Annotated in this window: 24 protein-coding genes; 9 read left to right on the plus strand and 15 right to left on the minus strand. The window is 63.0% G+C overall.

Going from position 1 to position 21,858, the window contains the following annotated elements:
* The 8 genes from M2360_RS22385 to M2360_RS22420 form a co-directional block, all read right to left on the minus strand.
* Positions 1-1,038, minus strand: coding sequence for a 2-hydroxyacid dehydrogenase (locus M2360_RS22385; protein WP_280777602.1), 1,038 nt, complete (start codon positions 1,036-1,038; stop codon positions 1-3).
* 4 nt (positions 1,039-1,042) lie between these two features.
* Complete coding sequence (locus tag M2360_RS22390) at positions 1,043-2,629, minus strand: FGGY-family carbohydrate kinase (protein ID WP_280777603.1); 1,587 nt, start codon at positions 2,627-2,629, stop codon at positions 1,043-1,045.
* Positions 2,626-3,750: an ABC transporter ATP-binding protein gene (locus M2360_RS22395; RefSeq protein ID WP_280777604.1), complete on the minus strand. Its 1,125-nt coding sequence runs from the start codon at positions 3,748-3,750 to the stop codon at positions 2,626-2,628. The genes M2360_RS22390 and M2360_RS22395 overlap by 4 nt, the downstream gene beginning before the upstream one ends.
* Entirely contained in the window at positions 3,747-4,865 is a 1,119-nt protein-coding gene (locus tag M2360_RS22400) for an ABC transporter ATP-binding protein (protein WP_280777605.1), read from the minus strand. Before M2360_RS22400 ends, M2360_RS22395 begins: the two co-directional genes overlap by 4 nt.
* A 3-nt stretch (positions 4,866-4,868) precedes the next feature.
* Entirely contained in the window at positions 4,869-5,726 is an 858-nt protein-coding gene (locus tag M2360_RS22405) for a carbohydrate ABC transporter permease (protein WP_280777606.1), read from the minus strand.
* A gap of 9 nt (positions 5,727-5,735) precedes the next feature.
* Positions 5,736-6,659 (minus strand): sugar ABC transporter permease, encoded by a 924-nt coding sequence (locus M2360_RS22410; protein ID WP_280777607.1) that lies wholly within the window; start codon positions 6,657-6,659, stop codon positions 5,736-5,738.
* A 190-nt stretch (positions 6,660-6,849) separates the two neighbouring features.
* The gene (locus M2360_RS22415) at positions 6,850-8,295 is read right to left on the minus strand and encodes an extracellular solute-binding protein (RefSeq protein ID WP_280777608.1); all 1,446 of its coding nucleotides are present in this window, start codon (positions 8,293-8,295) and stop codon (positions 6,850-6,852) included.
* A 120-nt stretch (positions 8,296-8,415) separates the two neighbouring features.
* Positions 8,416-9,384 carry a sugar-binding transcriptional regulator gene (locus tag M2360_RS22420; RefSeq protein ID WP_280777609.1) on the minus strand — a complete coding sequence of 323 codons (969 nt, stop codon included), beginning with the start codon at positions 9,382-9,384 and terminating at the stop codon, positions 8,416-8,418.
* A 373-nt stretch (positions 9,385-9,757) separates the two neighbouring features.
* Between M2360_RS22420 and M2360_RS22425 the strand changes: the two genes are divergently transcribed.
* Positions 9,758-10,528: a triose-phosphate isomerase gene (locus tag M2360_RS22425; protein ID WP_280777610.1), complete on the plus strand. Its 771-nt coding sequence runs from the start codon at positions 9,758-9,760 to the stop codon at positions 10,526-10,528.
* 31 nt (positions 10,529-10,559) lie between these two features.
* Positions 10,560-11,000, plus strand: a complete 441-nt coding sequence (locus M2360_RS22430; RefSeq protein ID WP_280777611.1) for an RpiB/LacA/LacB family sugar-phosphate isomerase — start codon at positions 10,560-10,562, stop codon at positions 10,998-11,000.
* A 20-nt stretch (positions 11,001-11,020) separates the two neighbouring features.
* Here the strand turns inward: M2360_RS22430 and M2360_RS22435 are convergent, their stop codons facing one another.
* Both M2360_RS22435 and M2360_RS22440 read right to left on the minus strand, forming a co-directional pair.
* On the minus strand, positions 11,021-11,455 hold the full coding sequence (locus tag M2360_RS22435) for a DUF5615 family PIN-like protein (protein ID WP_280777612.1): 435 nt from the start codon (positions 11,453-11,455) through the stop codon (positions 11,021-11,023).
* Positions 11,452-12,081, minus strand: coding sequence for a DUF433 domain-containing protein (locus tag M2360_RS22440; protein WP_280777613.1), 630 nt, complete (start codon positions 12,079-12,081; stop codon positions 11,452-11,454). The genes M2360_RS22435 and M2360_RS22440 overlap by 4 nt, the downstream gene beginning before the upstream one ends.
* 217 nt (positions 12,082-12,298) lie before the next feature.
* On the opposite strand from M2360_RS22440, the gene M2360_RS22445 reads away from it, so the two are divergent.
* The 4 genes from M2360_RS22445 to M2360_RS22460 all read left to right on the plus strand — a co-directional run bounded on the left by M2360_RS22445 (position 12,299) and on the right by M2360_RS22460 (position 15,339).
* On the plus strand, positions 12,299-12,742 hold the full coding sequence (locus M2360_RS22445; RefSeq protein WP_280777614.1) for a hypothetical protein: 444 nt from the start codon (positions 12,299-12,301) through the stop codon (positions 12,740-12,742).
* Between the two features lie 130 nt (positions 12,743-12,872).
* Entirely contained in the window at positions 12,873-13,343 is a 471-nt protein-coding gene (locus M2360_RS22450; protein WP_280777615.1) for a hypothetical protein, read from the plus strand.
* Between the two features lie 5 nt (positions 13,344-13,348).
* Positions 13,349-14,017 carry a response regulator transcription factor gene (locus M2360_RS22455; RefSeq protein ID WP_280777715.1) on the plus strand — a complete coding sequence of 223 codons (669 nt, stop codon included), beginning with the start codon at positions 13,349-13,351 and terminating at the stop codon, positions 14,015-14,017.
* The gene (locus tag M2360_RS22460; protein ID WP_280777616.1) at positions 14,014-15,339 is read left to right on the plus strand and encodes an ATP-binding protein; all 1,326 of its coding nucleotides are present in this window, start codon (positions 14,014-14,016) and stop codon (positions 15,337-15,339) included. Before M2360_RS22455 ends, M2360_RS22460 begins: the two co-directional genes overlap by 4 nt.
* A gap of 20 nt (positions 15,340-15,359) precedes the next feature.
* Here the strand turns inward: M2360_RS22460 and M2360_RS22465 are convergent, their stop codons facing one another.
* From M2360_RS22465 to M2360_RS22480, 4 genes are all read right to left on the minus strand, one after another.
* Entirely contained in the window at positions 15,360-16,568 is a 1,209-nt protein-coding gene (locus M2360_RS22465; protein ID WP_280777617.1) for a calcium-binding protein, read from the minus strand.
* Positions 16,569-16,596: 28 nt separating this feature from the next.
* Complete coding sequence (locus M2360_RS22470) at positions 16,597-17,100, minus strand: hypothetical protein (protein ID WP_280777618.1); 504 nt, start codon at positions 17,098-17,100, stop codon at positions 16,597-16,599.
* Between the two features lie 14 nt (positions 17,101-17,114).
* Positions 17,115-18,335 carry a calcium-binding protein gene (locus M2360_RS22475; RefSeq protein ID WP_280777619.1) on the minus strand — a complete coding sequence of 407 codons (1,221 nt, stop codon included), beginning with the start codon at positions 18,333-18,335 and terminating at the stop codon, positions 17,115-17,117.
* A gap of 109 nt (positions 18,336-18,444) precedes the next feature.
* Positions 18,445-19,326, minus strand: coding sequence for a hypothetical protein (locus tag M2360_RS22480; protein ID WP_280777620.1), 882 nt, complete (start codon positions 19,324-19,326; stop codon positions 18,445-18,447).
* A gap of 365 nt (positions 19,327-19,691) precedes the next feature.
* Here M2360_RS22480 and M2360_RS22485 point away from each other — a divergent pair, with 365 nt between their 5' ends.
* The 3 genes from M2360_RS22485 to M2360_RS22495 all read left to right on the plus strand — a co-directional run bounded on the left by M2360_RS22485 (position 19,692) and on the right by M2360_RS22495 (position 20,658).
* Positions 19,692-19,907, plus strand: a complete 216-nt coding sequence (locus M2360_RS22485) for a DUF4287 domain-containing protein (RefSeq protein WP_280777621.1) — start codon at positions 19,692-19,694, stop codon at positions 19,905-19,907.
* Between the two features lie 92 nt (positions 19,908-19,999).
* Positions 20,000-20,335: a type II toxin-antitoxin system RelE/ParE family toxin gene (locus M2360_RS22490; RefSeq protein ID WP_280777622.1), complete on the plus strand. Its 336-nt coding sequence runs from the start codon at positions 20,000-20,002 to the stop codon at positions 20,333-20,335.
* Positions 20,332-20,658 (plus strand): XRE family transcriptional regulator, encoded by a 327-nt coding sequence (locus tag M2360_RS22495; protein ID WP_280777623.1) that lies wholly within the window; start codon positions 20,332-20,334, stop codon positions 20,656-20,658. Before M2360_RS22490 ends, M2360_RS22495 begins: the two co-directional genes overlap by 4 nt.
* Positions 20,659-20,748: 90 nt before the next feature.
* On the opposite strand, the gene M2360_RS22500 is transcribed toward M2360_RS22495, so the two are convergent.
* Entirely contained in the window at positions 20,749-21,606 is an 858-nt protein-coding gene (locus tag M2360_RS22500) for a WYL domain-containing protein (RefSeq protein ID WP_280777624.1), read from the minus strand.
* Positions 21,607-21,858 lie beyond the last annotated feature (252 nt).

Genomic DNA, 21,858 nt, shown 5'->3' on the forward strand with positions numbered 1-21,858 from the left:
TCAGCAGGGATTGACCGGGGGTAGCCCGGCGATGTAGCGGCGCACCTCTTCCGCCGCCATTTCGGCGGCATAGGTCACGGTGCGCACCGAGGCGCCGGCGATATGCGGCGTCAGCGTCACATTCGGCAGTTGCAGCAGCGGCCAATCGACAGGCACGGGCTCCACGGCGAAGGTTTCCAGCATGGCTGCGGACAGTTGCCCGCTGACCAGCGCCTCATAGAGCGCATCGTAATCGCAGAGCGGGCCGCGCGCGGTGTTCACGAAGATCGCACCCTTCTTCATCCTGGCGAAGCTGTCGGCGTTCATCATGCCCTTGGTTTCCTCGGTCACCCGGGGATGCAGGGTCACGATGTCGGCGCGCGACAGGAGATCGTCGAACGACACCTGTTCGACGCCGCCATTGAGATCGTCGACGGAGAGCTGCACATAGGGATCATGCACGATGACCTTGGTGCCAAAGGCGCGCAGGAGACGCACGACCTTGGTGCCGATATTGCCGTAGCCGATCACGCCTACGGTCATTTCCGAGAGTTCGCGGCCCGTCCGGTCGGCGCGGTAGAGGTCGCCGCGCCATTCGCCGGCGCGCAGGCTTTCATGTCCCATGCGGATCAGCCGTGTCTCGGCAAGGATCGCGCCGAGCGTGAATTCGGCCACGGCGGAGGCGTTGCGGCCGGGCGTGTTGACCACGCGCACGCCCGCAGCCCGCGCCGCCTGCATGTCGATATTCACAGGGCCGCCGCGCGACACCGCCACGCATTTGAGATTGGGCAATTGCGCGAACATGCCCGACGACAGCGGCGCAAGCTGCGTCACCAGGATTTCCGCATCATCGACAAACGAGACGATCTCTTCGGCAGAACCCATATATTCCTTGAGCCCGGCCATGCCTTCCACCGCATAGCCATGCTCCATCGGCTCATCCGGCCAGGGTTGTTCGAGCATGCGGATGTCCAAGTCCTCGCCGCAGGCGTCGACGATCTTGTCGCGAAACACGCTCGGCAGCATGAAACGATCGCCTATGATCGCAATCTTCTTCATTCTCTCAGTCCTTTCGAAGCGGGGCTTCGGGAGCCTCCGCGAGCATGTGCCAGATCGGGCGGAGCGCGGTCCGCGTCTGGCGGTAAGGGTCGAAGGCGCGGTCGAAACGCGCCGCAATCGCTGCATCCGGGGCTTCCACCGGCTTGAGGCAGGGGCTCACCCAGTCGGCGACGCAGGCCGCCATGTCGGGATAGACGCCGAGCGACACGCAGGCGATCATCGCGGCGCCGGCCGCGCCGGCTTCCTCGCGGGTCGAGGTCTGCACGCCGGCGTTCAGCGCGCCGCCGAGAATGGCGCGCAGCGACGCCGAGCGCGCGGCGCCGCCGGTCAGCCGCACCCGGTCGGGCGTCGGCCCCATCGCCGTGTAGCAATCGCGCGCCGCCATGGCGAGACCGTCGAACACGGCGCGGACGAGATCGCCGAAGCCGTGATTCATCGTCAGCCCCACCAGCGAGGCGCGCGCAGTCGCGTCCACGAACGGCCCGCGTTCACCGGCGTCGGAAATATAGGGATGGTAGAGGATCGGGTCCGACGTCGCGCCGGCGAGCCATGTGTCGAGATGGCCGAGCAACTCGCTCTTCGATTTCTCAACACCCATGCTTTTCAGAAGCCCCGAGGCCACCGAAATGATCCAGTCGATATTCAGCGTCGCCGCCATATTGGATTGCATCTGCGCATAGGCGCCGGGCACGGGCCAGCACATCGTGTAGCCGGTCTGGTCGGCGTTCAGCCAGACATCGTCCGGGCTTTCTGCGAAGCGCATATGCATGCCTGTGGAGCCGACGATCGAGCAGCCCGCCTGCACGCCCGGCTCGTAAAGCCCGGCGCCGAGCGCGGTGCAGACCACGTCGACATAGCCGAGCACGACAGGCGTGCCCACGGGCAGGCCCGTCAGACGCGCCGCCTCCTCGGTCAGCGGATGATGCTTGGTCGCGCCGTCGACGATCTCCGGCAACAGGCTGCGCTTGTGGCGGAGATCGAGAAAATCGATCACCTCTTCGCTATAGGCCCGTTTGCGGAAGTCGCCGAAGGTGAACACGGCTTCCGAAGGGTCGGTGGCGCGCTGGCCGGTCAGCTTGAAATAGAGCCAGTCCTTGCAGTGAAAGGTGGTGGTCACGCCGTCGAGCATGTCGGGGGCGTGTTCCAGCATCCATTTGAGCTGCGGTCCCTGCTGGCAGGCGGCGAGGCCCGAGCCGCAGGTCTGGTAGCGGGCGATGTCGCCGCTATCGCCACGCAGCCGGTCGACGATCGCGCCGGCGCGGGCATCGAGCCACAGCCAGCCCTTGCCGACAGGGTCGCCATCCGCATTGATCCGCCAGGTGCCGTCGCCTTGCGCTGTCACGGCAATGCCCGCCACGCGGTCTTTCAGATTGTCGATCTTGTTTGCGAGATCGGCGAGCGTGCGGGCCGTGTCCGCCCAGGTGCGGCTCATGTCCTGCACCCAGCCCGCACGCCCTTCCGCCTCGTAAACATTGGCGATCGACGCCACCGCCAGCTGGTTGCCGGCCAGATCGAAGGCGACGGATTTCAGCACCGACGTGCCTGCGTCGATGCCGATCACGATGTCGCGTCTCACCGCCCCGCCGCTCATGCCAACTGATCTCCATGCGAAATCGCCATACCCGTCTCGGCGTCGAACACATGCAGGCTTTTCGGCGCCAGATGGATGCGGATCGTTTCTCCCTGTTTCAGGCTCACCCGGTCATGTTCGACCAGCACCATGGTCCCGCCGGCGAAATCGGCGGCGATATGGGTCTGGTCGCCCAGCCATTGATTGACCGCCACTTTCGCCGCCACGCCGTCATCGGCGCGCTTGACCGCATAGGGACGGATGCCGATCGTGACGCGCTTGCGCTTGCCGAGCGCCGCAAGCACATCGGCCGAGAAGGCCGAGGCGGGATAATCGAGCCGCACCCCGTCGTCGAGCCCGAAGGACAGCACGCCGCCCTCGACCGCCACCGAGGCGGAAAACACATTCATCGGCGGCTCGCCGACAAAGGTGCCGGTGAACAGATTGGCGGGCCGCTCCTTGATCATCTCGGGCGTATCGAACTGCTGCAGCACGCCGCCTTCCATCACCGCGATCCGGTCGGCCAGCGCATTGGCTTCCGTCTGGTCATGGGTGACGAGGATGGCGGTCAGGCCGCGCTCCTTGATGTAATGCTTGATGCGGCCGCGCAGCACGGCGCGCAGCTGCGGCTCGAGCTGGCCCATCGGCTCGTCGAGCAGATGCAGGTCGGCGTCGCGGATCAGCGCCCGGCCGAGCGAGGCGCGTTGCTGCTGGCCGCCCGAAATCGAGCTTGGATAGCGGCCGAGAATATCCTCGATCTCCAGCAGCTTGGCGATATAGGCGACCTTCTTCTCGACCTCGGCATTGGAGAGCCTGGCGGCTTTCAGCGCAAAGGCCATGTTCTCCTTCACCGTCAGCGGCGGATAGAGCGAATAGCCTTCAAACGCCATGGCGACATTGCGCTTGACCGGCGCCAGCATATGCACTTGCCGTCCGCCCAGCGAAATCTGTCCGCGCGACACGGCCTCAAAGCCGGCTATCATCCGGAGCGTCGAAGTCTTGCCGCAGCCGGACGAGCCGAGCAGCGCGATGATCTCGCCCTTCTTCACATCCATCGTCAGTTTCTTGACGGCATGCACGCCGTAATCCACGGGGCCGTAGAATTTGTCGACGCCGTCGATCCTGAGAGCGGTCTCCATCATGCCGCGACTCCCTGATGCTTATGGGCTTTGTCATTGTCGGACAGGCGCGCGCCCGTCGCCTTGTCGAACAGGAAGGACTGGCCGCCGTCGATGGCGATCGCCGCGCTTCCATGTGTCGGTCCCGGCGTTCCCGCCGGCCGCGACACCAGGATTTCCCGGGCGCGCGCCGTCAGCGCCAGCGTCACGGTCTTCTCGTTGAGCGGCGTTTCCGCCTCCACCGTGACAGGCACGGCGTTGTCAGCCGAGGGGTCGATAAAGCGCAGCGTCTCGGGCCGGAGGCCGAGAATGGCGGGCTTGCCCGCAGCGCTCTGCGCCACATGCGGCAGCGCCACGCGCACATTGGAGATCTCGCAATAGACGCCGCCCGCATCGCTTTTCGGCGTGACGTCAAGCAGGTTGATCGTCGGGTCGCCGAACAGCCGGGCGATCTCGACATTGGCGGGCCGCAGATAGATGTCCTCGGGCGCGCCGATCTGCTGGATCTTGCCATGCGCCATCACCGCGATGCGGTCGCCGAGCGCCATGGCTTCCTTATAGTCCTGCGTCACATAGATGGTGGTCGCGCCCTGGCGGGCCAGCACGCGCGGCAGCTCCAGCCGCATCTCGAAGCGGAGTTTGGCGTCGACATTGCGCAGCGGATCGTCGAGCAGCAACACCGGCGGCGAGCCGGCCAGCGCACGCGCCAGCGCCGTGCGCTGCTTCTGACCGTTCGACAACGCCTTGGGCCTGTGGGTCAGCACATGGTCGATCTTGAGAAGCTTGGCGACCTTTTCGACGCCCGCCTTGATGGCGCCGTCCTTTTCGCCGCGCGCCTCGAGCGGCGTGGCGATATTGGCAAACGCATCCATATGCGGAAACAGCGCGAAATTCTGAAACGCCATGCCGATGCCGCGATATTCGGCGTCGAGATCGGTCACATCCTCGCCGCCGATCAGGATCTTGCCCTGATCGGGATCGATAACGCCGGCAATCAGCCTCAGCAGCACCGTCTTGCCGGCGCCGGAGGAGCCGAACAGCACGAGCCGTTCGCCCTCGGCAATGCTCAACGACAGATCGTCGATGACGGTATGCGTCTTGAAGCGCTTGGTGATGTTTTGAAGTTCGAGCGTGGCCATGATTTATCCTTTCACCGCGCCGAGCGACAGGCCTTCGACGAGGTAGCGCTGGGCGTAGAGCGCAAGCGCAAGCGTCGGCGCGATCGACAACACGATGGCTGCGGCGATCTGGCCGTATTGAATGCCGGAGGCGGTGACGAAGGCCAGCGCCCCCACCGTCACCGGCTGCTTGTCGGCGGACGCCAGCACCAGCGCAAAGACGAAATTGTTCCAGGCAAAGATGAAGGCGAGCAGGCCAGCCGCCGCAATGCCGGGACCTGCGAGCGGCAGCGCAATCTTGCGGAAGGTCGCGAACCAGCCGTGACCGGCGATGCGATAGGCGTATTCGACATCCGCCGAGATGTCCTCGAAATAACCGCGCACGATCCAGAGGATCAGCGGCAGGCAGATCAGCTGATAGACCCAGATCAGGCCGATATAGGTGTTGGCGAGCCCCATCCACTGGAAATACTGGGTCAGCGGCAAGAGCACGAGCAGCGGCGGCGCGAAGCGGAAGGACAGAAGCGTAAACGCGATGTCCTCCGAGCCCCGGAACTTGTGGCGCGCAAAGGCATAGGCCGCGGGCACGCCGAGCAGCAGCGCCACCGCCACCGAGGCGGTCGACAACAGCACGGAATTACCGAGATTGCGCATGAAGGCGATGTCGAGCGTGCCGGCGTTGGAGACCAGCTTGCCGGTGATCAGCGCCTGGTAATTCTCGAGCGTCGGCGAGAACACCACTTTCGGCGGGATCGACAGGATGGTCTCATTGGTCTGGAAGCTCATCATGAAGATCCACAGGATCGGGAACATGAAGAAGATCACGACGAGGGTGAGCGCAATGCCGCGCAAGATGCGTTCGATGGGGGAGGTGGTTTCCATGATCGAGCCTCACGCTTCGCCGCGCGCGCGTTCGCGCAGCCGCAGCCAGTTCTTGATGAAGAGGTTGGAGAGGAAATAGGTGATGGCCCAGAGGATGATCATCAGCGCCGCCGAGCGTCCGACATTGGTCGCCTGGAAGAAGTTGAGATAGGCCTCGACCTGGAACACCGTCAGCGTGTCGCCGGGCCCCCCTTGGGTCATCGCATAGATGATGTCGAATTGCTGGATGCTGTCGAGCAGCCGGAACAACGTCGCCGTCAGGATATAGGGCGTCAGCATCGGCAGCGTGATGCGGAAGAACACGAAGCTGCGCGGCACGCCGTCAAGCGCCGCCGCCTCGAAAGGCTGGGTCGGCAGCGAGCGCAGGCCGGCCAGAAGCAGGATCATGATGAAGGGCGTATAGACCCAGATATCGACGAGCACGACGGTGAACAGCGCCGTCGACGGCGAGGACGCCCAGCGGAAATCCGACAGTCCGATCAGGCTCGCGCCATAAGAGAGAATGCCGAAGCCCGGATTGGTCATCAGCTTCCACATCAGCGCGGCCAGCGCCGGCGCGGTCATCAGCGGCAGCAGCAGCATGATCGAGATGAAATTGTTCACGGTCGAACGCTTCTGCAACAGCAGCGCGATGGCGAGGCCGAGCAGCAGTTCAAGCACGACCGTCAGCCCGGCATAGACGAGCGAGATCTTCAGCGTGTTCCAGAAGCTCGGATCGGTGAAGAAATTGAGGTAATTTTCGCCCCAGTTGAATTTCCGCGCCCAGGGCTGCGACAGCCGGTAGCGCTGGAAGGAACTGACCACTGCGGTGAAAAAGGGAATGAGAATCCCGATGCAGACCAGCAGCGCGGGCAAGCTCAGCACATAGGGCAGGACGCGTTTTGAGATCCTGAAGCCCGATGGGGCCCGTTTTGCGGCGACTGTCTCGGCCATGTTTCGCTCCATTGTCTTGGAGTGTTTTCATCATTGGATGGACGGATTGCTCCGCCCATCGCGCATGTTCTGAAAGGGAAAGCGGCCGGGCCAGGGAGAACAACCCGGCCGCCTGCGGGGCGCGACGCTAGAGAAGATCTACGATCGCGAAAGGGCGCCCCGCTTTGGAGCCCTTCTGGGGTGCTTGTGATCAGCCGAGACCGGCTTCCTGCAGCTGCTTGTCGATCGACTGCGCCAGCTGATCGAGGCCTTCGTCGACAGGCACTTCCTTGGCCACCATCTTCTGCAGCGTCGCCGCCCATTCGGTCGTCACGTCGAAGAACAGCGGCTGGGCCGTGAACTTGATCGAGGCGCCCGGAGCCGACTTGTCATGCATTTCGACATAGCCGGGATAGGACTTGTTGAGCCGCTCGGTGAACATCGGGTCGGCCCAGACCTTCTTGCGGACGGGGTTGACGAAGTCCATTTTGGTCGCGCCGAAGATGGCGTGTTCCAGACCCGTCGCCCATTGCAGGAAGTACCAGGTGGCGTCCTTGTCCTTGGAGAAGTTGGACATGGCCAGCGACCAGATCCAGATGTTCGGCGTCGGACCTTCAGCCGCCGGATTGGCCGCAAACGGCGCATAAGCCAGCTGACCCTTCATCTTGTTGTCGCCGCCATTCATGAAGTAGCCGAGAATATCGGCGTCGTAGATCATGGCGGAGGCGCCGGCGCCGAGATCGGTGCCGACCTGATACCAGGTGTAGGTCGACCAGTCTTTCGGGCCGCTGTCCTGGATCATCTGCACCCATTTGGAGTGGAAATCCTTGGACTCCTTGGTGTTCATCGCCGCCGACAGCTTGCCGTCAGCCGAGACGTTCAGGTCCTTCTGGCCGAAATTGGCGTAGCCCGACAGGAAGCCCGGATGGATGGTCGCCCAGGAGCGCGAGCCGCGCACGCCGATGCCGTAGACGCCGCCGCCGATGTCCTTGCTCAGCTTGGCTGCGGTGTCGAGCATTTCGTCGATATTGGTCGGAACCTTGGCGCCGACCTTGTCGAACATCGCCTTGTTATAGGAGAGGTTGTTCTGCTCGTAGCCCCACGGAATGCACCACTGCTTGGCGTCGTCGGAGCCGAGCGCGCCGCCGGGCGTGCCGTTCCAGGCGCAGGAGTTCTTGACGCCGGGCAGGAAGTCGTCCCAGCCATAGTTCGGGTTGGTCTTGGCGGGATCGTTGATCCATTCCTTGAGATCGGTGATCCAGCCGGCCGGGCCATAGGTCCAGGTCATATAGGCGCCGGTCATGAAGGCGTCATATTCGCTGGAGCCCGACGACAGCGCCGCCGTGACCTTGTCGAAATAGACATCTTCCGGGAACACGTCATAGGTGACGTTGATGCCGGTCATGTCGGTGAAGGTCTTGAGGTTGGCGATCATCGCATCGGCGTAAGGATGCTTGTTGAGCAACAGCTTGAGCGACTTGCCCGAATGCGCCTTCCAGTCGAAGTCGGCGGCCAGCGCCTCGCTCTGCATCATGCCCATCAGCATGCCGGCGGTTCCCGCGGTCACGCCCAGTGCGCCCAAGCCCTTCAACAGGCCGCGACGGTCCACCTGGCCGCGCAGGAAGGCGTCGATCAGATCCTTTTCCTTCTCATGCATATCCGTATCTCCTCCACGAGTTGGGTGTCTCCTCGGCTCTGTCGAGCCATACCGGCCACCCTGACCGGTAATTCCTCCGTCCATCCGCCCCGCTCTCCTCAGCGGCGCGGACGAGAAACCTTAAGTCCCGTCGGCCATCAGTTCGACCGCAGTCCGCTCATCGGTGATGAGGCCGGACAGAAATCCGCTTTTGAGCACGGCGCGGGTCGCCCGCGCCTTGTGCTTGCCGCCCGCCACCGCCACGATGCGGCGGTTCTTCAGCGCCTCGCGCGACAAAGTGAAGGTGCGGTTCGACAGCATGGTCTCGACCGGACGCCCCTCGGCGTCAAAGAAATGGCCGAGCATTTCGCCCACCGCGCCGGCATGCTTGATTTCCTCGATCTCGCTCGTCTCGATCATGCCGGTGGAAACCAGCGACGCCTCGCGCTCGGCTGTGCCGATGCCGACCAGCAGCAGATCGGCGCTGTTGGCGAGGTTGAACACGTCGAGCACGCCGCGCTGTGAAAACAGCACGTCGCGGTCTTCCACCGTATTGGCGAAGAAGGGCACGGGCATGACATAGGCTTCCGCCGCCACGCGCTCGGCGAGCCTGTGGATCACATCATGCGGATTGGCCGAGAATTTGCGGGTGAGGCCGCCAAGCAGCGACACGAAGCGCGCTTTGGTATTGGCCATGCGCGGCAGGTAATCGACGCAGGCCGCCAGCGTCCGGCCATGGCCGACGCCGATCAGCTTGGTCTCGCCGCTTTCGATCTCGCGCTTGAGAAATTGCGCGCCTGAAATACCGAGCGCCTTGAGCGGCAGCTCGTCGCTGTCGAAATCGGGCGCGACTTCGCAATAACTGAGGCCGAAGCGTTCGCAAAGCTTCTGTTCAAGCTCGACGCATTCCGACACGTCGGAGTCGATATAGACCTTCACCAGACCTTCCTGGTTGGCCTTCATGATCAGCCGATGGGCTTTGAGAGAGGTGAGGCCCAGCCGTTTGGCGACTTCGGCCTGGGTCAGGCCGCCGGCGTAATGCAGCCAGGCGGCGCGTGTCGCCATGCTGGTCTCGTCGTCGCGAAAGCCGCCTGTCGCCGATAGGGCCATGCTGTCTGTCTCTCCTCCTGCCGGCCTTCCGATCGCTCGGTTTAGCTGCGCTGCATCTGCTGCAGTGCGTGATATTTTTTTATCTGGCCGAAAAAAATTTCACGAAAGAATTTTCACGTTCTGAAATTTTTGTCAATGGCGCTTTCGTCTCGTCACAGAGGAATGTTGTTTTGCGCTGCGTCAGGAAATGCGGCGCCGCAGCGAAAGAATGATCGTCAAATGGGTGAAAAACAGCGCTTCCCAGCCAGAGCGGTCAGCGCCGGTCTGTGTGATGTCGGCTTCAAATCTAACATTTCGAGCAATCAATATCACATCGTGATGTTGCATTGCCTGTTGCTGGTGTTATGTTCGCCGCGAAATCACGGAGGCATGCATGCGCACAGTCTGGGTCGGAACCAGCTTCAAGATGAACAAGACGCTCAGCGAGGCCCTGGCCTTCGCCGAGGCGCTGGCGGCAAGCGATGCGGCGCGTGATCCGCGCATCCAACGTTTCGTCATTCCGCCCTTTACCGCCGTCCGCGAGGTCAAGGCGCGGCTGAAAGACACGTCCGTCAAGGTCGGCGCGCAGAACATGCATTGGGACGATCACGGCGCCTGGACGGGAGAAATCTCGCCGCTGATGCTGAGTGATTGCGGCCTCGATCTCGTCGAGCTCGGCCATAGCGAGCGCCGTGAGCATTTCGGCGAAACCGACCGCACGGTCGGATTGAAAACCGCAGCCGCCGTCCGCCACGGCCTAACGCCACTCATTTGTATCGGCGAGACTTTATCCGAGCGCGAAGCCGGCCTTGCCGACGAAGTGCTGAAGCGCCAGGTCGAAGGTGCGCTGTCAGGCCTGGAAGGCGAGGGCAGGGCGGCGCCCGTGCTGCTCGCCTATGAGCCGGTCTGGGCCATCGGCGTCAACGGCATTCCCGCCACCGCCGATTACGCCGACGCCCGCCACGCCCGCATCGCCGAGGTCGCGCGCAACGCTTTGGGCCGCGACGTGCCCGTTCTCTATGGCGGCAGCGTCAATCCCGGCAATTGCGCCGAGCTGATCGCCCAGCCGCATATCGACGGCCTGTTCATCGGCCGCTCCGCCTGGGAGGCGGAGGGCTATCTCGACATTCTCGCCCGCGTCGCCAAAGCGCTCGACGCGGCCTGACGCTTCTCACCCCAACTCAATGGAGACCGCCATGAAAATCGCCCTCGGAGCCGACAGCGCCGGCAAGCCGCTTCTCGACGTCATCGAAGCCCATCTCAAGACCCGCCCTGACATCGAAGTCGTCAACCTGTCCAAATCCGGCTTCTACGCCGATCTCTCCCGCGATCTCGCCGATACCATCGTCAGCGGCGAAAACGAGCGCGGCATTCTCTGCTGCGGCACCGGCATCGGCGTCTGCATTTCGGCCAACAAGGTGCCCGGCATCCGCGCCGCCCTGACCCACGACACCTATTCCGCCGAACGCGCCGCCAAATCCAACAACGCCCAGATCATCACCATGGGCGCCCGCGTCATCGGCCCGGAACTGGCCAAGGCCATCGTCGATATGTGGCTAGCCTCCGATTTCGACCCGAACGGATCGTCAGCCGGCAATGTCGAGGCGATCAACCGGCTGGATGAGAAGAAGGGGTGAGGAGCGAGAGCCAGTCTGGTTCAGTTTGAACCTGACAGGTTTTCGGCAGGCAAAGCGTAACGCAGAATCCTGATCTCATCAGCCTCCGTTAGCGTGGCTTCAAGCACTTGGTTGACGAGATCGGCATTCTCGTCGACCTCATCCAGCAGGATATCGAAAAGCTCCAGTTGGACAGGTAGAGGCATGGCGCCAGCAGCGTTGAGGCAGATCAACCCAGCATGTATGGCGACATCGGCATATTGCCCCTTGACGCCGGGGGCATCGGCGGGCCCGCGAAAATCAACTGAGTTTTTGGTGACGAAGGTCCAGTCACCCGCAAGGATCAACGGCTTCAATTCCCAGTCCTTGAGGCCAGTTGCGCCGATCCATGTCACATGCGACGCATGTCCATATCCCCGTTCATGCGCACGTTTGGCGAGACGAGGGCTCAGACATTCGTCGATAAGCAGCTTCACGCGGCTGGCTTCCGTCGCGTGACCAGCTTGTCGGAAACAACGCGCCCCGCTGACGCTGCCTGGCGCGGCCGCCCGCGCAGTGGATTGGCTTCGGCATAGAGACGCGCGAGCGTGAGCATATCGGCGTTGATCTGCGGATGGTCCTGGAGAAGCTCTGCCTCAGCCAGGCCAGCATCAAGTGAAGCGGCGAGGTCATAAGGCGAAAGTCGCGTTCCCCGGATCACGGCTGCGCCGCTCAGGATATCGGGATCGTGGGTGATCAGCGCCCGCGCCGCATGAAGCAGGGCGAGGTTGCGCTGGGCCTTGCGCAGGAAGGGGCCGAGATCGATGCTGAGAAAGCCTTCGCGCAGCGTCCAGTCGGCGTCCGGCCTGTTTAACGTCAGACGTTTTGCTGCCCAGCCGATCGCTCCGATTCTCTCTTCCGCCGTCAGTCGCGCAGCGCTTTCGACATAGAACGAAATTAGGCCGCAACTCTCGGCCCAAACCTGCCGGCCGCCGTCCCTGTCGTGCAGTTGAGGCGGCAATATGCCCTCATCGATCATGCGATGAACATCGCGCAATCCCACCTCCGCCACCACGGCGGCTTCCGGCGTTTTCAGCATTTCCTTGCGCATGGTGCGGCTCAATATTCATTCCGATGCGCCGGAGTATATAATCTTCAGGAGCGCGCGTCAAAGAGTGGTGGCGCGAGCTTTCCCATAGTCTCGCTGCCTGACGTCTTGCTGACGCCATGCCTCAGCGCTTCGTCAGCAGCCTTGGCGCAGAGTGCCTCTCATGGGCGGCGAGGGCTGCCCGCGCCGGAAGAACCAGGGTCTTCCGGGCAACGGAGAGAGGGTCTTCATCATGAGCATCAACAGTCTTTCGCGCCGCGGCCTGCTTCTGGGCTCCGCCGTTGCGCTCGTCGCGCTGGTCAGCTGTCCCGTCCCCGCCTTGCTGGGGACCGGCGACGCATTCGCCAAGGGGAGCGATGACGGCCCGCGCACCGACGACAAGGGCGGTCGCCACGGCAAACATCACGACCAGACGTCCTCCGACGACGACAGCGACGACGACGCCGACGATAGTGCCGACGACAGCTCTGACGACGACCAGAGCGGCATCGACGATGATGACGACGTCAGCGACGATCACGGCGTGGACGACGATGACAGCGACGATGACGATGTCTCGACAGACACCCACGGCAAACATCACAGCCGCAACCGCAACAAAAGCCGCGATCGCGACCATCATGGCGGCCACGGCCATCACGGCCACCATGGCGGACGCGACGGCCGGCGCGGCTGAGGTATTTCCATGACCGGCGCCTTGTCCGCCGCACGCCGGTCTCCGGCGGGGCGACCCGCCGCCAGCCCCGCCGCGCCGTCCCGCGCGGCGGGGCCTGCGCGCCGATTGACCGCAGGTCGCCTCGCGGTCCATGATCGCGCCAAACTATCTCGCATTCTGGATCCGTCTCATGCTGGCCCGCCGCGATTTCCTGTTTCTCCTGTTCGGCATGGCGTCGATGGCGGCCGGCGCGGCGCGTGCCGATGACGGCGGCGGCGACGGCGGCGATGGTCACGACGGCGGAGACGATCACGGCGGTGACGACAAGGGTGGCGACGATAAAGGCGGCGACGACGATGGCGGCGACGACGATGGCGGCAACCCCAGCGGCCTCAGCCATGACGATGCGCGCCAGGAGCGGTTGAAGGGCGAGGTGATGCCGCTGTCGAAGGCGCTCATGCTGGTCGAGCGCAAGATCGATGGCGACGTGATCGACATCAGGCTCAGCAAGGGCGCGCGCGGCTATTACTACCGTTTCAAGATCCGCGACGGCGCAGGCGTCATCCGCACGCTGCGTCTCGACGCCCGCAGCGGCCGCATTCTGTCCTTCCTGGGGTCATGACCATCATGCGCATTCTCATCGCCGAAGACGACCTTTCTATCGCCGATCTCGTCACCGGCCAGCTTGCTGGCGCAGGCTTCGTGGTCGAGCGCCGCGCCACCGGCCCCGAAGTCTGGGAGGAGGGCGAGATCGGCGATTACGCCGCCATCATTCTCGATCTCGGCCTGCCGGGCATGGATGGCCTGTCGATCCTCAAGCGCTGGCGGGCGGCGGGGGTTGAGACGCCGGTGCTGGTGCTGACCGCGCGCGGCTCCTGGATGGAGCGCGTCGACGGTTTCGACGCCGGCGCCGATGATTATCTGCCCAAGCCTTTTCGCCCGGAAGAGCTGCTGGCCCGTCTGAGAGCGCTTTTGCGCCGCGCGGGAAAATCGAGCGCCGCCCCTGTGGCGCGTTGCGGCCGCTTCACACTCGACGAGGCGGCCCGCCGGGTGAGGTTCGACGGCAAGCCGGTCGAGGTCAGCGCCATGGAATATCGGCTGATCGCCTATCTGATGCAGCACAAGGGGCGGCCGGCGCCGGCGCTCGATCTCGCTTTGCATGTGCAGGGCCGTGACGATGACAGCGCCAAGAACGCCATTGAGGCCATGGTCGCCCGGCTCCGCCGCAAGACGGCGGCCGACGCGTTTGAGAACCGGCGCGGCTTCGGCTATCTCATCGCGGATGAACAGGCATGATCCGCAGCCTGCGCTTTCGGCTCGCCATCGGCGCCGTCATCGCGGTGCTGCTGTCGCTCGCCACCGTCTGGTGGTCGCTCAGCCAGCTGTTTACCGATTATGTCCGCGACCGCTACGTGGCCGAGATGACCGCGCTCGCCGACAGCGTCGCCGCCGCCGCCGTCTGGGACAAGACCCGCTTCACGCTCAACGCCGCCTGGTCCGACAGCCGTCTCGGCGCGCCGGCCGGCGGCCGCTACTGGCAGTTCGAGGCCAAGGGGCAACCGGCGCTGCGCTCGCGCTCTCTGTGGGACACGCGGCTGGGCGACGAGCCGCTCGCGCCCTCCGACATGGCGCCGTTCGAGACCACAGCCGGTCCAGATGGCGCGCCCGTTCTGGTGCTCACGCGCCGCTCGCGGCTTGCGGATGCGCCGGAGGCGGGCGAGTTCACCGTGCGCGTCGCCTTTTCGGAACGGGAAATGACGGCGGCTTTGGAAGCCTTTCATGCCCGTCTGCGCAGCATGCTCCTGCTTACGGCGGCGGTGCTGTCGGCCGCCGCCTTTATTCAGGCGGCGCTGGGGCTGACCCCGCTCGACCGGCTGCGCGGCGTCGTTGCCCGCATCCGCGCCGGCCAGGCCGCACGCCTTGATGATGAAGGCCCGCTTGAAGTGCGTCCGCTGGTGCGCGAGATCAATCTTTTGCTCGACGAGCGCGAAACGGCGGTCGAACGCGCCCGCCAGCGCGCCTCCGATCTCGCCCACGGGCTGAAGACGCCGCTGACCGTGCTCGCCCAGCTCACCAGCCGGCTCGATGCCGACGCCGCAGAGCTGGCGCTACGCCAGATCGATCTCATCCGCCAGCGCGCCGATCGTCAGTTGCAGGCCGCGAGGCTGGGCGTCGAACGCATGGCCACCAGTGATGTCGGCGCGCTGATCGGCAAGCTCGTGCAGGTGCTGCGGCCGCTGACCGAGGATCGCGGCATCGACTGGCGGCTGGACTGCCCCATGGGGCTCAGTCTGGAGGCCGATCCCGCCGATCTCGCCGAGGCCATCGGCAATCTGCTCGACAACGCCGCCAAATGGACCAGCCGCCTCATCGAGGCGAAGGTTCGGCGCGAGGAGGGCTGCGTGATCGTGATGATTGGCGACGACGGCCCCGGCCTGTCGGAACCCGACCGCGCCGCCATGCTGGCCCGCGGCGCAAGCGCCGACGCCGCCGGCTCCGGCCTCGGCCTCGCCATCACCGCCGATATCGCCCACGCCTATGGCGGCGATCTCACGCTGGGCGCTTCCCCGCTGGGCGGGCTGGAGGCGCGGCTCAGCTTTCCCGACCGGCGCGGCTGAGGGGCTCGGTTTTTGCTCCTTCAGAAAATGAAATCCGTCTTGTCCATCTGCGCCAGCGTCAGGCCCTCGACCGTCAGCACGTCCGCGCCGAATTTGATGACGACATCGCCGTCCACGAATTTGGCGTGCGCCTTCACGTCGGCGAAATTGTCCAGCCCGGTCCAGTTGTGAATGTCCATGCGATCCTGTCCGTTCTGGAAATCGCTGATCCGGTCACGGCCCTGGGTCGTGTAGAAGTCGAAAATATCCTTGCCCGCCCCGCCGGTCAGCGCGTCGTTGCCGCTATCGCCGAACAGCCGGTCATTGCCGGCCATACCCCTGAGGATATCGTTGCCGTCGTCGCCGGTGAGTATATTGTCAAGCGCGTTGCCGGTTCCGGTCAGGCCTTTCGTTCCTTCCAGCGACAGAGATTCGACATTGTCGTTGAGCGTGTAGTTTACGGTCGAGGTGATGAAATCGGAGCCTTGGCCAGCCTTTTCGATCAGCTTTGTGGCGGCGCTGTGCACGGTGAGCGAATCGTCGCCTGTCCCGCCATAGATGCCGCCCTGGACAGTCGATCCCGTCGCTTCGTTGATGAATGTGTCATTGCCGCCGCCCAGCCTGACATCGCCGACGATCCGGCCGAAATTGTCGACATGGTCGTCACCCTTGGATCCCTGGATGGCGACGCCGGCGCTTTTGATCAGGCCGAAATTCTCGAGGCTGAGCAGATGCGGGTCGCTGTCGGCATTGATGAGCACGCCGTAAGACGAGCCGGTGATCACGCCTCCTTCGGCATTGGTGACGTAATTGCTGCCGCGAAACGACTCGAGCCCCACCACGCCGGAGATCAGCCCGGAATTGTCGAGAGCTATGGTTGCGCCGACCTTGGTCGCCAGCACCACGCCGGAGCCGCCCTCTGCGGTAATCTTGCCGTCATTGATGATCTGGCAATTCGTCCCCGACGCGCCGCCATCGAAATAGACACCGTTATAGCCTGTAACCACGCCCAGAGAGCTGATGGACATGAGCCAGTTGGCGCCGGACAGCGCGATGGCGGATTCGAACTCGACAGTGGTCCGGATGGTCGAATGGATGGCGATCGTGTTCCCGAAGGTCCCGTCGAGCATCCGGATGGCCGGTCCGCTGTTCGCGGTGATTCCGCCCGGCTTGAACGTCCAGCTGTCGCCATCGACGGCGATGGTGACGGTGGCGTTGTCGATGGTGTAGGTATGCGCGACGCCGACCATGGGGCGCTCCTTTCAGATCCAGACGCCGTCACGGCGCGGGGGCGGTTATGTTGTCGAATTGGAGCCGCACATCGGTTTTGGTGCTCTCGCTCGCCATGCGATGCGGAAGTCCGTCGTCGGCGCCGATCCACACGCGCTGCGGGCCGGGATCGCCCACGCCTTGAACGGCGGGCGGTGTGTAATCATAGACATGCATGGCGGCGCCATCGAGCGTCTCGTCGCCGGCTGCCGCGCAATCCTTCAGGCTCGCGGCGTCCGGAACCATGCGCTTGGTCATCGCCGCCCTCTGGCCTTTTTCGAGCGAGGTCTTGGTCCAGCTCTCGCCGTCCTTGACATAGAGATCGTCGCCAACGGCGATACTGTCGAGCAGCGGCTTGCCGTCGAGGCTGGTCAACTGCCGATAGGCGGGCGCCTTGCTCAGGAGGTCATAGGCGTCGGCCACGGCGTCGCAGTCGCCGGCGAGAGCCGGGGTTGCCAGTATTGAAATCCCCGCCGCCAGCAACAGGAGGCTCCGCTCATGTCCAAGCCGCATGATCATCCGCCGGCTCACAGGATGAAATCCGTCTTGTTGATGTCCGAGCGCTCGACATCGGTGAGCCTCAGACTGTCGCCTCCCGCCGAAATGACGATGTCGTCGCCATCGACGCGCAGATGGGCGCGCACATCGGCAAACGTCTCCATCTCGGTCCAGCCGGAAAGGTTGATGAGATCCGAGCCGTTCTGGAAATCGGCGATGCGGTCGCGCCCGTCGCCTTCGGAAAAGACGAAGATGTCGCCATTGCCGCCGCCGATCAGCACATCCTTTCCGGCATGGCCCCACAGCGTGTCGGAGCCGGAAAAGCCCCGCAGCCGGTTTGCCCCGGTATTTCCGTCAAGCGTATTGCCCATCTCGTTGCCGTCGCCATTGATGTTCTTGCCGCCGGTCAGCAGCAATTGCTCGACATTGGCGTTCAGCGCATAATTGGCCGAGGAATAAACGGTGTCGTAGCCTCTGTTGGCGGATTCGATCATCCTGAGGCTGGAACTGGTCGTGGTCAGCGTGTCGTCGCCATCGCCGCCATAGAGATTGCCGATCAGTTTGCCGCCTTTGTTGAGGAAATAGTCGTTGCCGCCCGCCAGCACGACATCGCCCGCGATCGTGCCGCTATTGGTGATCCTGTCCGAGCCGATATCGCCGCTATAGGCGAGTTCCTCGCCCTTCAACGTTCCGCTGTTGACCAGCTTGAGATATTCGCCTGCGGCGCTATGTGTCTCCACCCCGGTGTCCAATCCATAGACCGTGCCGCTATTGGTCAAAACCGTCTCGCCGTCGGGCATGGATTGGTTGATTCCGGCAAACAGAAACACGGCGGTGTCGGCGGCGATGCCTCCGGAATTGTCGACGGTCGATCCCTTGTCGCCGCGCATATAGACGCCATAGCCCATGTCGTCGCCGCCATGGATCACCCCGCCATTGACGATGCGCTGATTGGAACCCGACAGCATGATCCCGAAATAGCCTTCGACATTGGCGTTGGCGGCCACGCCGATCGCTGTGCCGTTTCCCTGGGCCAGGATGGCGGTGGCCGAATTTTCCTTCAGCAGATTGGTGCGCACCTCGCCCTGGATTTCGATCGTGTTGTTGGATACGCCGACGGCCTCGACGATGCCGTCCTCAAGATTGGACAGGATCTTGCCGGCGGGTCGCACGATCCAGGTGTCTGCATCGCTGCCAATCGTCCAGGTGGTGGTTCTCGTTGTCAGCAGAAAATGCGTTTTCAGGGTCATGGCGCCTCTCCTTGCGGGTCGGCGGCATGTTTGGCGGCCCGGGGAATGAACGCAATTACCCTAAAAGAGTCCCGGTCGGACATTCGCGCCAACCTGGCGCGCCGACCCTTCATCCGTGCGGGCGCAATTCCTGCGGATGCTGCTTGAGATAGGACATCAGGCGCCGCCGCCGCTCTGCGCCGCGCACATGGGCGGCGCCCGCCTGCCTTGCGCCGATCACCTGCGGCGCGCGCTCCTCGACCCGCTCATAGACCAGTTTCCACATCCGCTTGACGGTGTTGATGGAGATCGCCATCGCCGAGGCGATGTCCTCGTCGGTCAGTCCTTCGCCGGCGAATTCGAGCAGCGTCCGCTGCGCCGGTGAAAAGCGGATGATCGGCGGCGTATGCGCGAAAATCTGGGCGGTGATGGAATCGGGGAAGATCGGCAGCGCATCGTCGCGGCGACGATGGGTCACGGCGAATTCGAGCCCGCCGAGCCGGTAGCGGCGAATCTCGCGCATGCCCGAGCTGATCAGCACGGTAGCGATCGGCTCCGGGTCCTCGCGCGCCGCCTGCTTGAGCAGGAAGCCGGAATGCGCCTCGACGAAATGGCCGATGGCGCGGGCCAGCAGCGCCCGGCAGCGTGGATCCTCGGGATTGTCATAGCGATGCGCAAAGCCGATCACGAGGAGGTTTAGTCCGTCGCCGGCATTGCCCTCGGCGATATCGGCCTCGCGCGCCAGAATGCCGCCTTCGCCGCGCCCGGCTTTCAGCAGCATGTCCAGGGCGCCCATCGGCCGCTCGCCAGTCAGGAATTCGGTGAGCGCGTCATCGGTCACAAAGGCGCTCGCGCCCACCGCCGACAGCACCAGCGCGTCGTCAGTCCGGTTGTGGACCTCTTCGATCATTCCGCCGCGCAGCGTCCCGGCCGAAAGATGTTCCGCGCAGAAATCGATCAGCGCCGGCGAAAGCGACGGCCTGACGCCAAAGATAGGATTCGAGAAAAGCAAGCATGGCCGCCGCATCCTGCGCCCGCGCCATTCGTCCGCGGACCGCCACTGGTTCCTGCATCATCACCCGCATTATCCGCAATTTATGAAACTGAAAATAGTAAAACCCGCTGTGATCCCATCCTGTCAACCATTCCAGCCGCGCTGAATGCTGATATTGACGCTGCGCGCCTGGAATTATGCTTGGTTCAACACGAGCAGACATGAAGGATGCTGTTTTAACGCGAGATTATGTGTGGTTAAACTTCCGGCGTGCGCGTGCATACCCTGAAACCCGCCCATGCTCCGGCAATCCCGTCCCCCGCGCGTGGGAACGCCGGTATGGTCGCGGGGGGCAAACGACGCTGCAAGAAAGGGAGAACACAATGACGACTGAAAAGCCCAAAGGCCCAGCCTCCTATTTTCCCTCGAACGAAAAGAAATACGGCCGCCCCATCGCCGAATGGCAGGCGCTGGTGCGCAAACATTATCCCGCCAAACATATGGAACTGGTGGCGATGCTGAAAACCGACCACGCCATGGGCCACGGCCACGCCAACGCCATCGTGGCGCAGACATTGGCGGAGGATAAGCGGGGGTGACGGGCAGGCTTGCGATCCATAAACCAGCGCGCTGGACAAGCAAATCGGGGAATTTGCTTGTCCAGCGTTGTTATATGTGACAACATGCAATCATGAAAGACGTTCTGTGGGTGAAAGCTGCTCGTAAGGAATTCGAGACATTTCCCGCTGGCGCACGCGAGATTATCCAATCCGCTCTCGTCATTGCTGCTGAAGGACGAAAGGCCGACATTGCAAAGCCGATGAAGGGTCTCGGGTCAGGCGTCTGGGAAATCGCCCTGCCTTACCGATCAGACGCTTACCGTGTCGTCTACGCCGTCCAGATCGGAGAGGCGGTCTGGGTGGTTCATGCATTCCAGAAGAAGTCCACAAAAGGCGTCGCCACACCTCTCAAGGAGGTGGAGATCATAAAAGCGCGTCTGAAGCGAATAAGGGAGATAGCTCTGTGAGCGACGACGATTTTGAGATTGTCAGCGGCGGCGGCAACATCTTTGCCGACTTCGGCGATCCTGACGCCGAAACCAAGCTGATGAAGGCAAAGCTCGCGGCTGAGATCATCGGCGTGCTCGACGCACGCAAGATCAGCGTGCGTGAAGCAGAGAAGATCACCGGCGTCGCCGCCGCCGACATTTCCCGCGTCCGCAATGCGGATCTTGCCAAATTCACGCTCGACCGCCTCTTGCGCATCCTGCGCCGGCTTGCCCCCTCCGTTGAGGTCAGTCTGACGTTTTCTACGCGGGTTGCGGTGGATGAAAGGGTTGTGGTCTGCTGAAAATCGCGCCGAATGCGAAGCGTTTTCGGCGCGCCGCCTCTTGTAAGTCACGGGAATTGATCTGCGCCGCGGTCACAGGCGCCATGAATGTCAGCTTTCCCCGCCAGACTTCATAAAACCGAGTTTTTGAGCGCGTTTCGTGGCCGCCGCATCCATGCTCGAAAGTCTTTGCGCATATTTTTCAATAAGCTCATATTCAGTCCCAGCCCTTTTCACCGCGGAAATGGCGCCGGCCGCTTCATTGAATATCGGTCGAGAGTTTTCGATCTGTCGGCGTGCAACGAGTGGATTCCAATCGTTTGCGCTGGCCGTTTTTCGATGCAGGCTTATCCGCTCGCCGATGAACTCCACAAACAAATCCATCTCCGCATCCGCAAGTTCATGATCGGCGCGCGCAATCCAGATCAATGCTGACAAACCGGCCTTCGCCTTGCTCATGACAGAGGCATAGTCTTTTCCCGGATCGAAGAGCTGAGTTTTCAGCTGTCGCGCATAGCGGGTGGGATTGTCTATGATTTCGCCTGTCTGCACTGCGATCATCTCGCCTATGCGGTCGGTCCGAAAGCTGCGGTCTCCACGCCGCAAATGACACCACGCCTCGATATAGATGTGGCCATTGAAATCGGAAAAGGCCTTAATTTCTATACGACGGATCGAATCGTCATCGTAGGCGTCCCTATAGGCGATATCGAAGGTTTGGGCTGTTATCGGCACGGACGGGTCGATAGGATGGGTGGGTTTTATCCGTGTCGTTCTTGAGTAAGTGCTTTGGGCAGGGGCCAGATCCAGCGTGGAGACCGGTCTTGGCGCGCCGGATCGGTACGAAGACCCCCGTTCATCTACGAGTGGTGGTATGCTGTTTTTGACGTGACGCCGACGCGAACGCCTTTTCGAACGCCAGACCCAGTAGCCGCAGCCAGCCAGAATGAGAATGAGCAAATAGACCATCGTCTATGCAATCCATTGGGGAATGTTGGTGCGTAATTCTATCTTCAGGATCTCGGCTTGTGAAGTGATTGGCTCGGTCAAACCGGCAGGTCGCTCTCTGTTCCTTGCCCGCTACGCCAGGCTGAAAGTTGCCGACGTTTTGCGTTTCTCCGATCGTCCAGCCAGGCCCTGCGCCGGGCATTTGCCGCCATTGAATATTGGCGGCAATGCCAGTGACCTGGGCAGATGTTCCAGACATTTGGCGACAGGCTC

It is taken from the genome of Rhizobium sp. SG_E_25_P2 (assembly GCF_029892285.1).
Lineage (GTDB): Bacteria > Pseudomonadota > Alphaproteobacteria > Rhizobiales > Rhizobiaceae > Rhizobium_E.

Bases quoted from the DNA above. Each gene is read 5' to 3' on its own strand.
- M2360_RS22445 (WP_280777614.1), top strand. From the start codon at position 12,299: ATGAGCATCAACAGTCTTTCGCGCCGCGGCCTGCTTCTGGGCTCCGCC.
- M2360_RS22390 (WP_280777603.1), bottom strand. From the start codon at position 2,629: ATGAGCGGCGGGGCGGTGAGACGCGACATCGTGATCGGCATCGACGCA.
- M2360_RS22395 (WP_280777604.1), bottom strand. From the start codon at position 3,750: ATGATGGAGACCGCTCTCAGGATCGACGGCGTCGACAAATTCTACGGC.
- M2360_RS22460 (WP_280777616.1), top strand. From the start codon at position 14,014: ATGATCCGCAGCCTGCGCTTTCGGCTCGCCATCGGCGCCGTCATCGCG.
- M2360_RS22500 (WP_280777624.1), bottom strand. From the start codon at position 21,606: ATGGTCTATTTGCTCATTCTCATTCTGGCTGGCTGCGGCTACTGGGTC.
- M2360_RS22450 (WP_280777615.1), top strand. From the start codon at position 12,873: ATGATCGCGCCAAACTATCTCGCATTCTGGATCCGTCTCATGCTGGCC.
- M2360_RS22485 (WP_280777621.1), top strand. From the start codon at position 19,692: ATGACGACTGAAAAGCCCAAAGGCCCAGCCTCCTATTTTCCCTCGAAC.
- M2360_RS22465 (WP_280777617.1), bottom strand. From the start codon at position 16,568: ATGGTCGGCGTCGCGCATACCTACACCATCGACAACGCCACCGTCACC.
- M2360_RS22410 (WP_280777607.1), bottom strand. From the start codon at position 6,659: ATGGCCGAGACAGTCGCCGCAAAACGGGCCCCATCGGGCTTCAGGATC.
- M2360_RS22470 (WP_280777618.1), bottom strand. From the start codon at position 17,100: ATGCGGCTTGGACATGAGCGGAGCCTCCTGTTGCTGGCGGCGGGGATT.
- M2360_RS22400 (WP_280777605.1), bottom strand. From the start codon at position 4,865: ATGGCCACGCTCGAACTTCAAAACATCACCAAGCGCTTCAAGACGCAT.
- M2360_RS22490 (WP_280777622.1), top strand. From the start codon at position 20,000: ATGAAAGACGTTCTGTGGGTGAAAGCTGCTCGTAAGGAATTCGAGACA.
- M2360_RS22415 (WP_280777608.1), bottom strand. From the start codon at position 8,295: ATGCATGAGAAGGAAAAGGATCTGATCGACGCCTTCCTGCGCGGCCAG.
- M2360_RS22385 (WP_280777602.1), bottom strand. From the start codon at position 1,038: ATGAAGAAGATTGCGATCATAGGCGATCGTTTCATGCTGCCGAGCGTG.
- M2360_RS22430 (WP_280777611.1), top strand. From the start codon at position 10,560: ATGAAAATCGCCCTCGGAGCCGACAGCGCCGGCAAGCCGCTTCTCGAC.
- M2360_RS22475 (WP_280777619.1), bottom strand. From the start codon at position 18,335: ATGACCCTGAAAACGCATTTTCTGCTGACAACGAGAACCACCACCTGG.
- M2360_RS22425 (WP_280777610.1), top strand. From the start codon at position 9,758: ATGCGCACAGTCTGGGTCGGAACCAGCTTCAAGATGAACAAGACGCTC.
- M2360_RS22420 (WP_280777609.1), bottom strand. From the start codon at position 9,384: ATGGCCCTATCGGCGACAGGCGGCTTTCGCGACGACGAGACCAGCATG.
- M2360_RS22455 (WP_280777715.1), top strand. From the start codon at position 13,349: ATGCGCATTCTCATCGCCGAAGACGACCTTTCTATCGCCGATCTCGTC.
- M2360_RS22405 (WP_280777606.1), bottom strand. From the start codon at position 5,726: ATGGAAACCACCTCCCCCATCGAACGCATCTTGCGCGGCATTGCGCTC.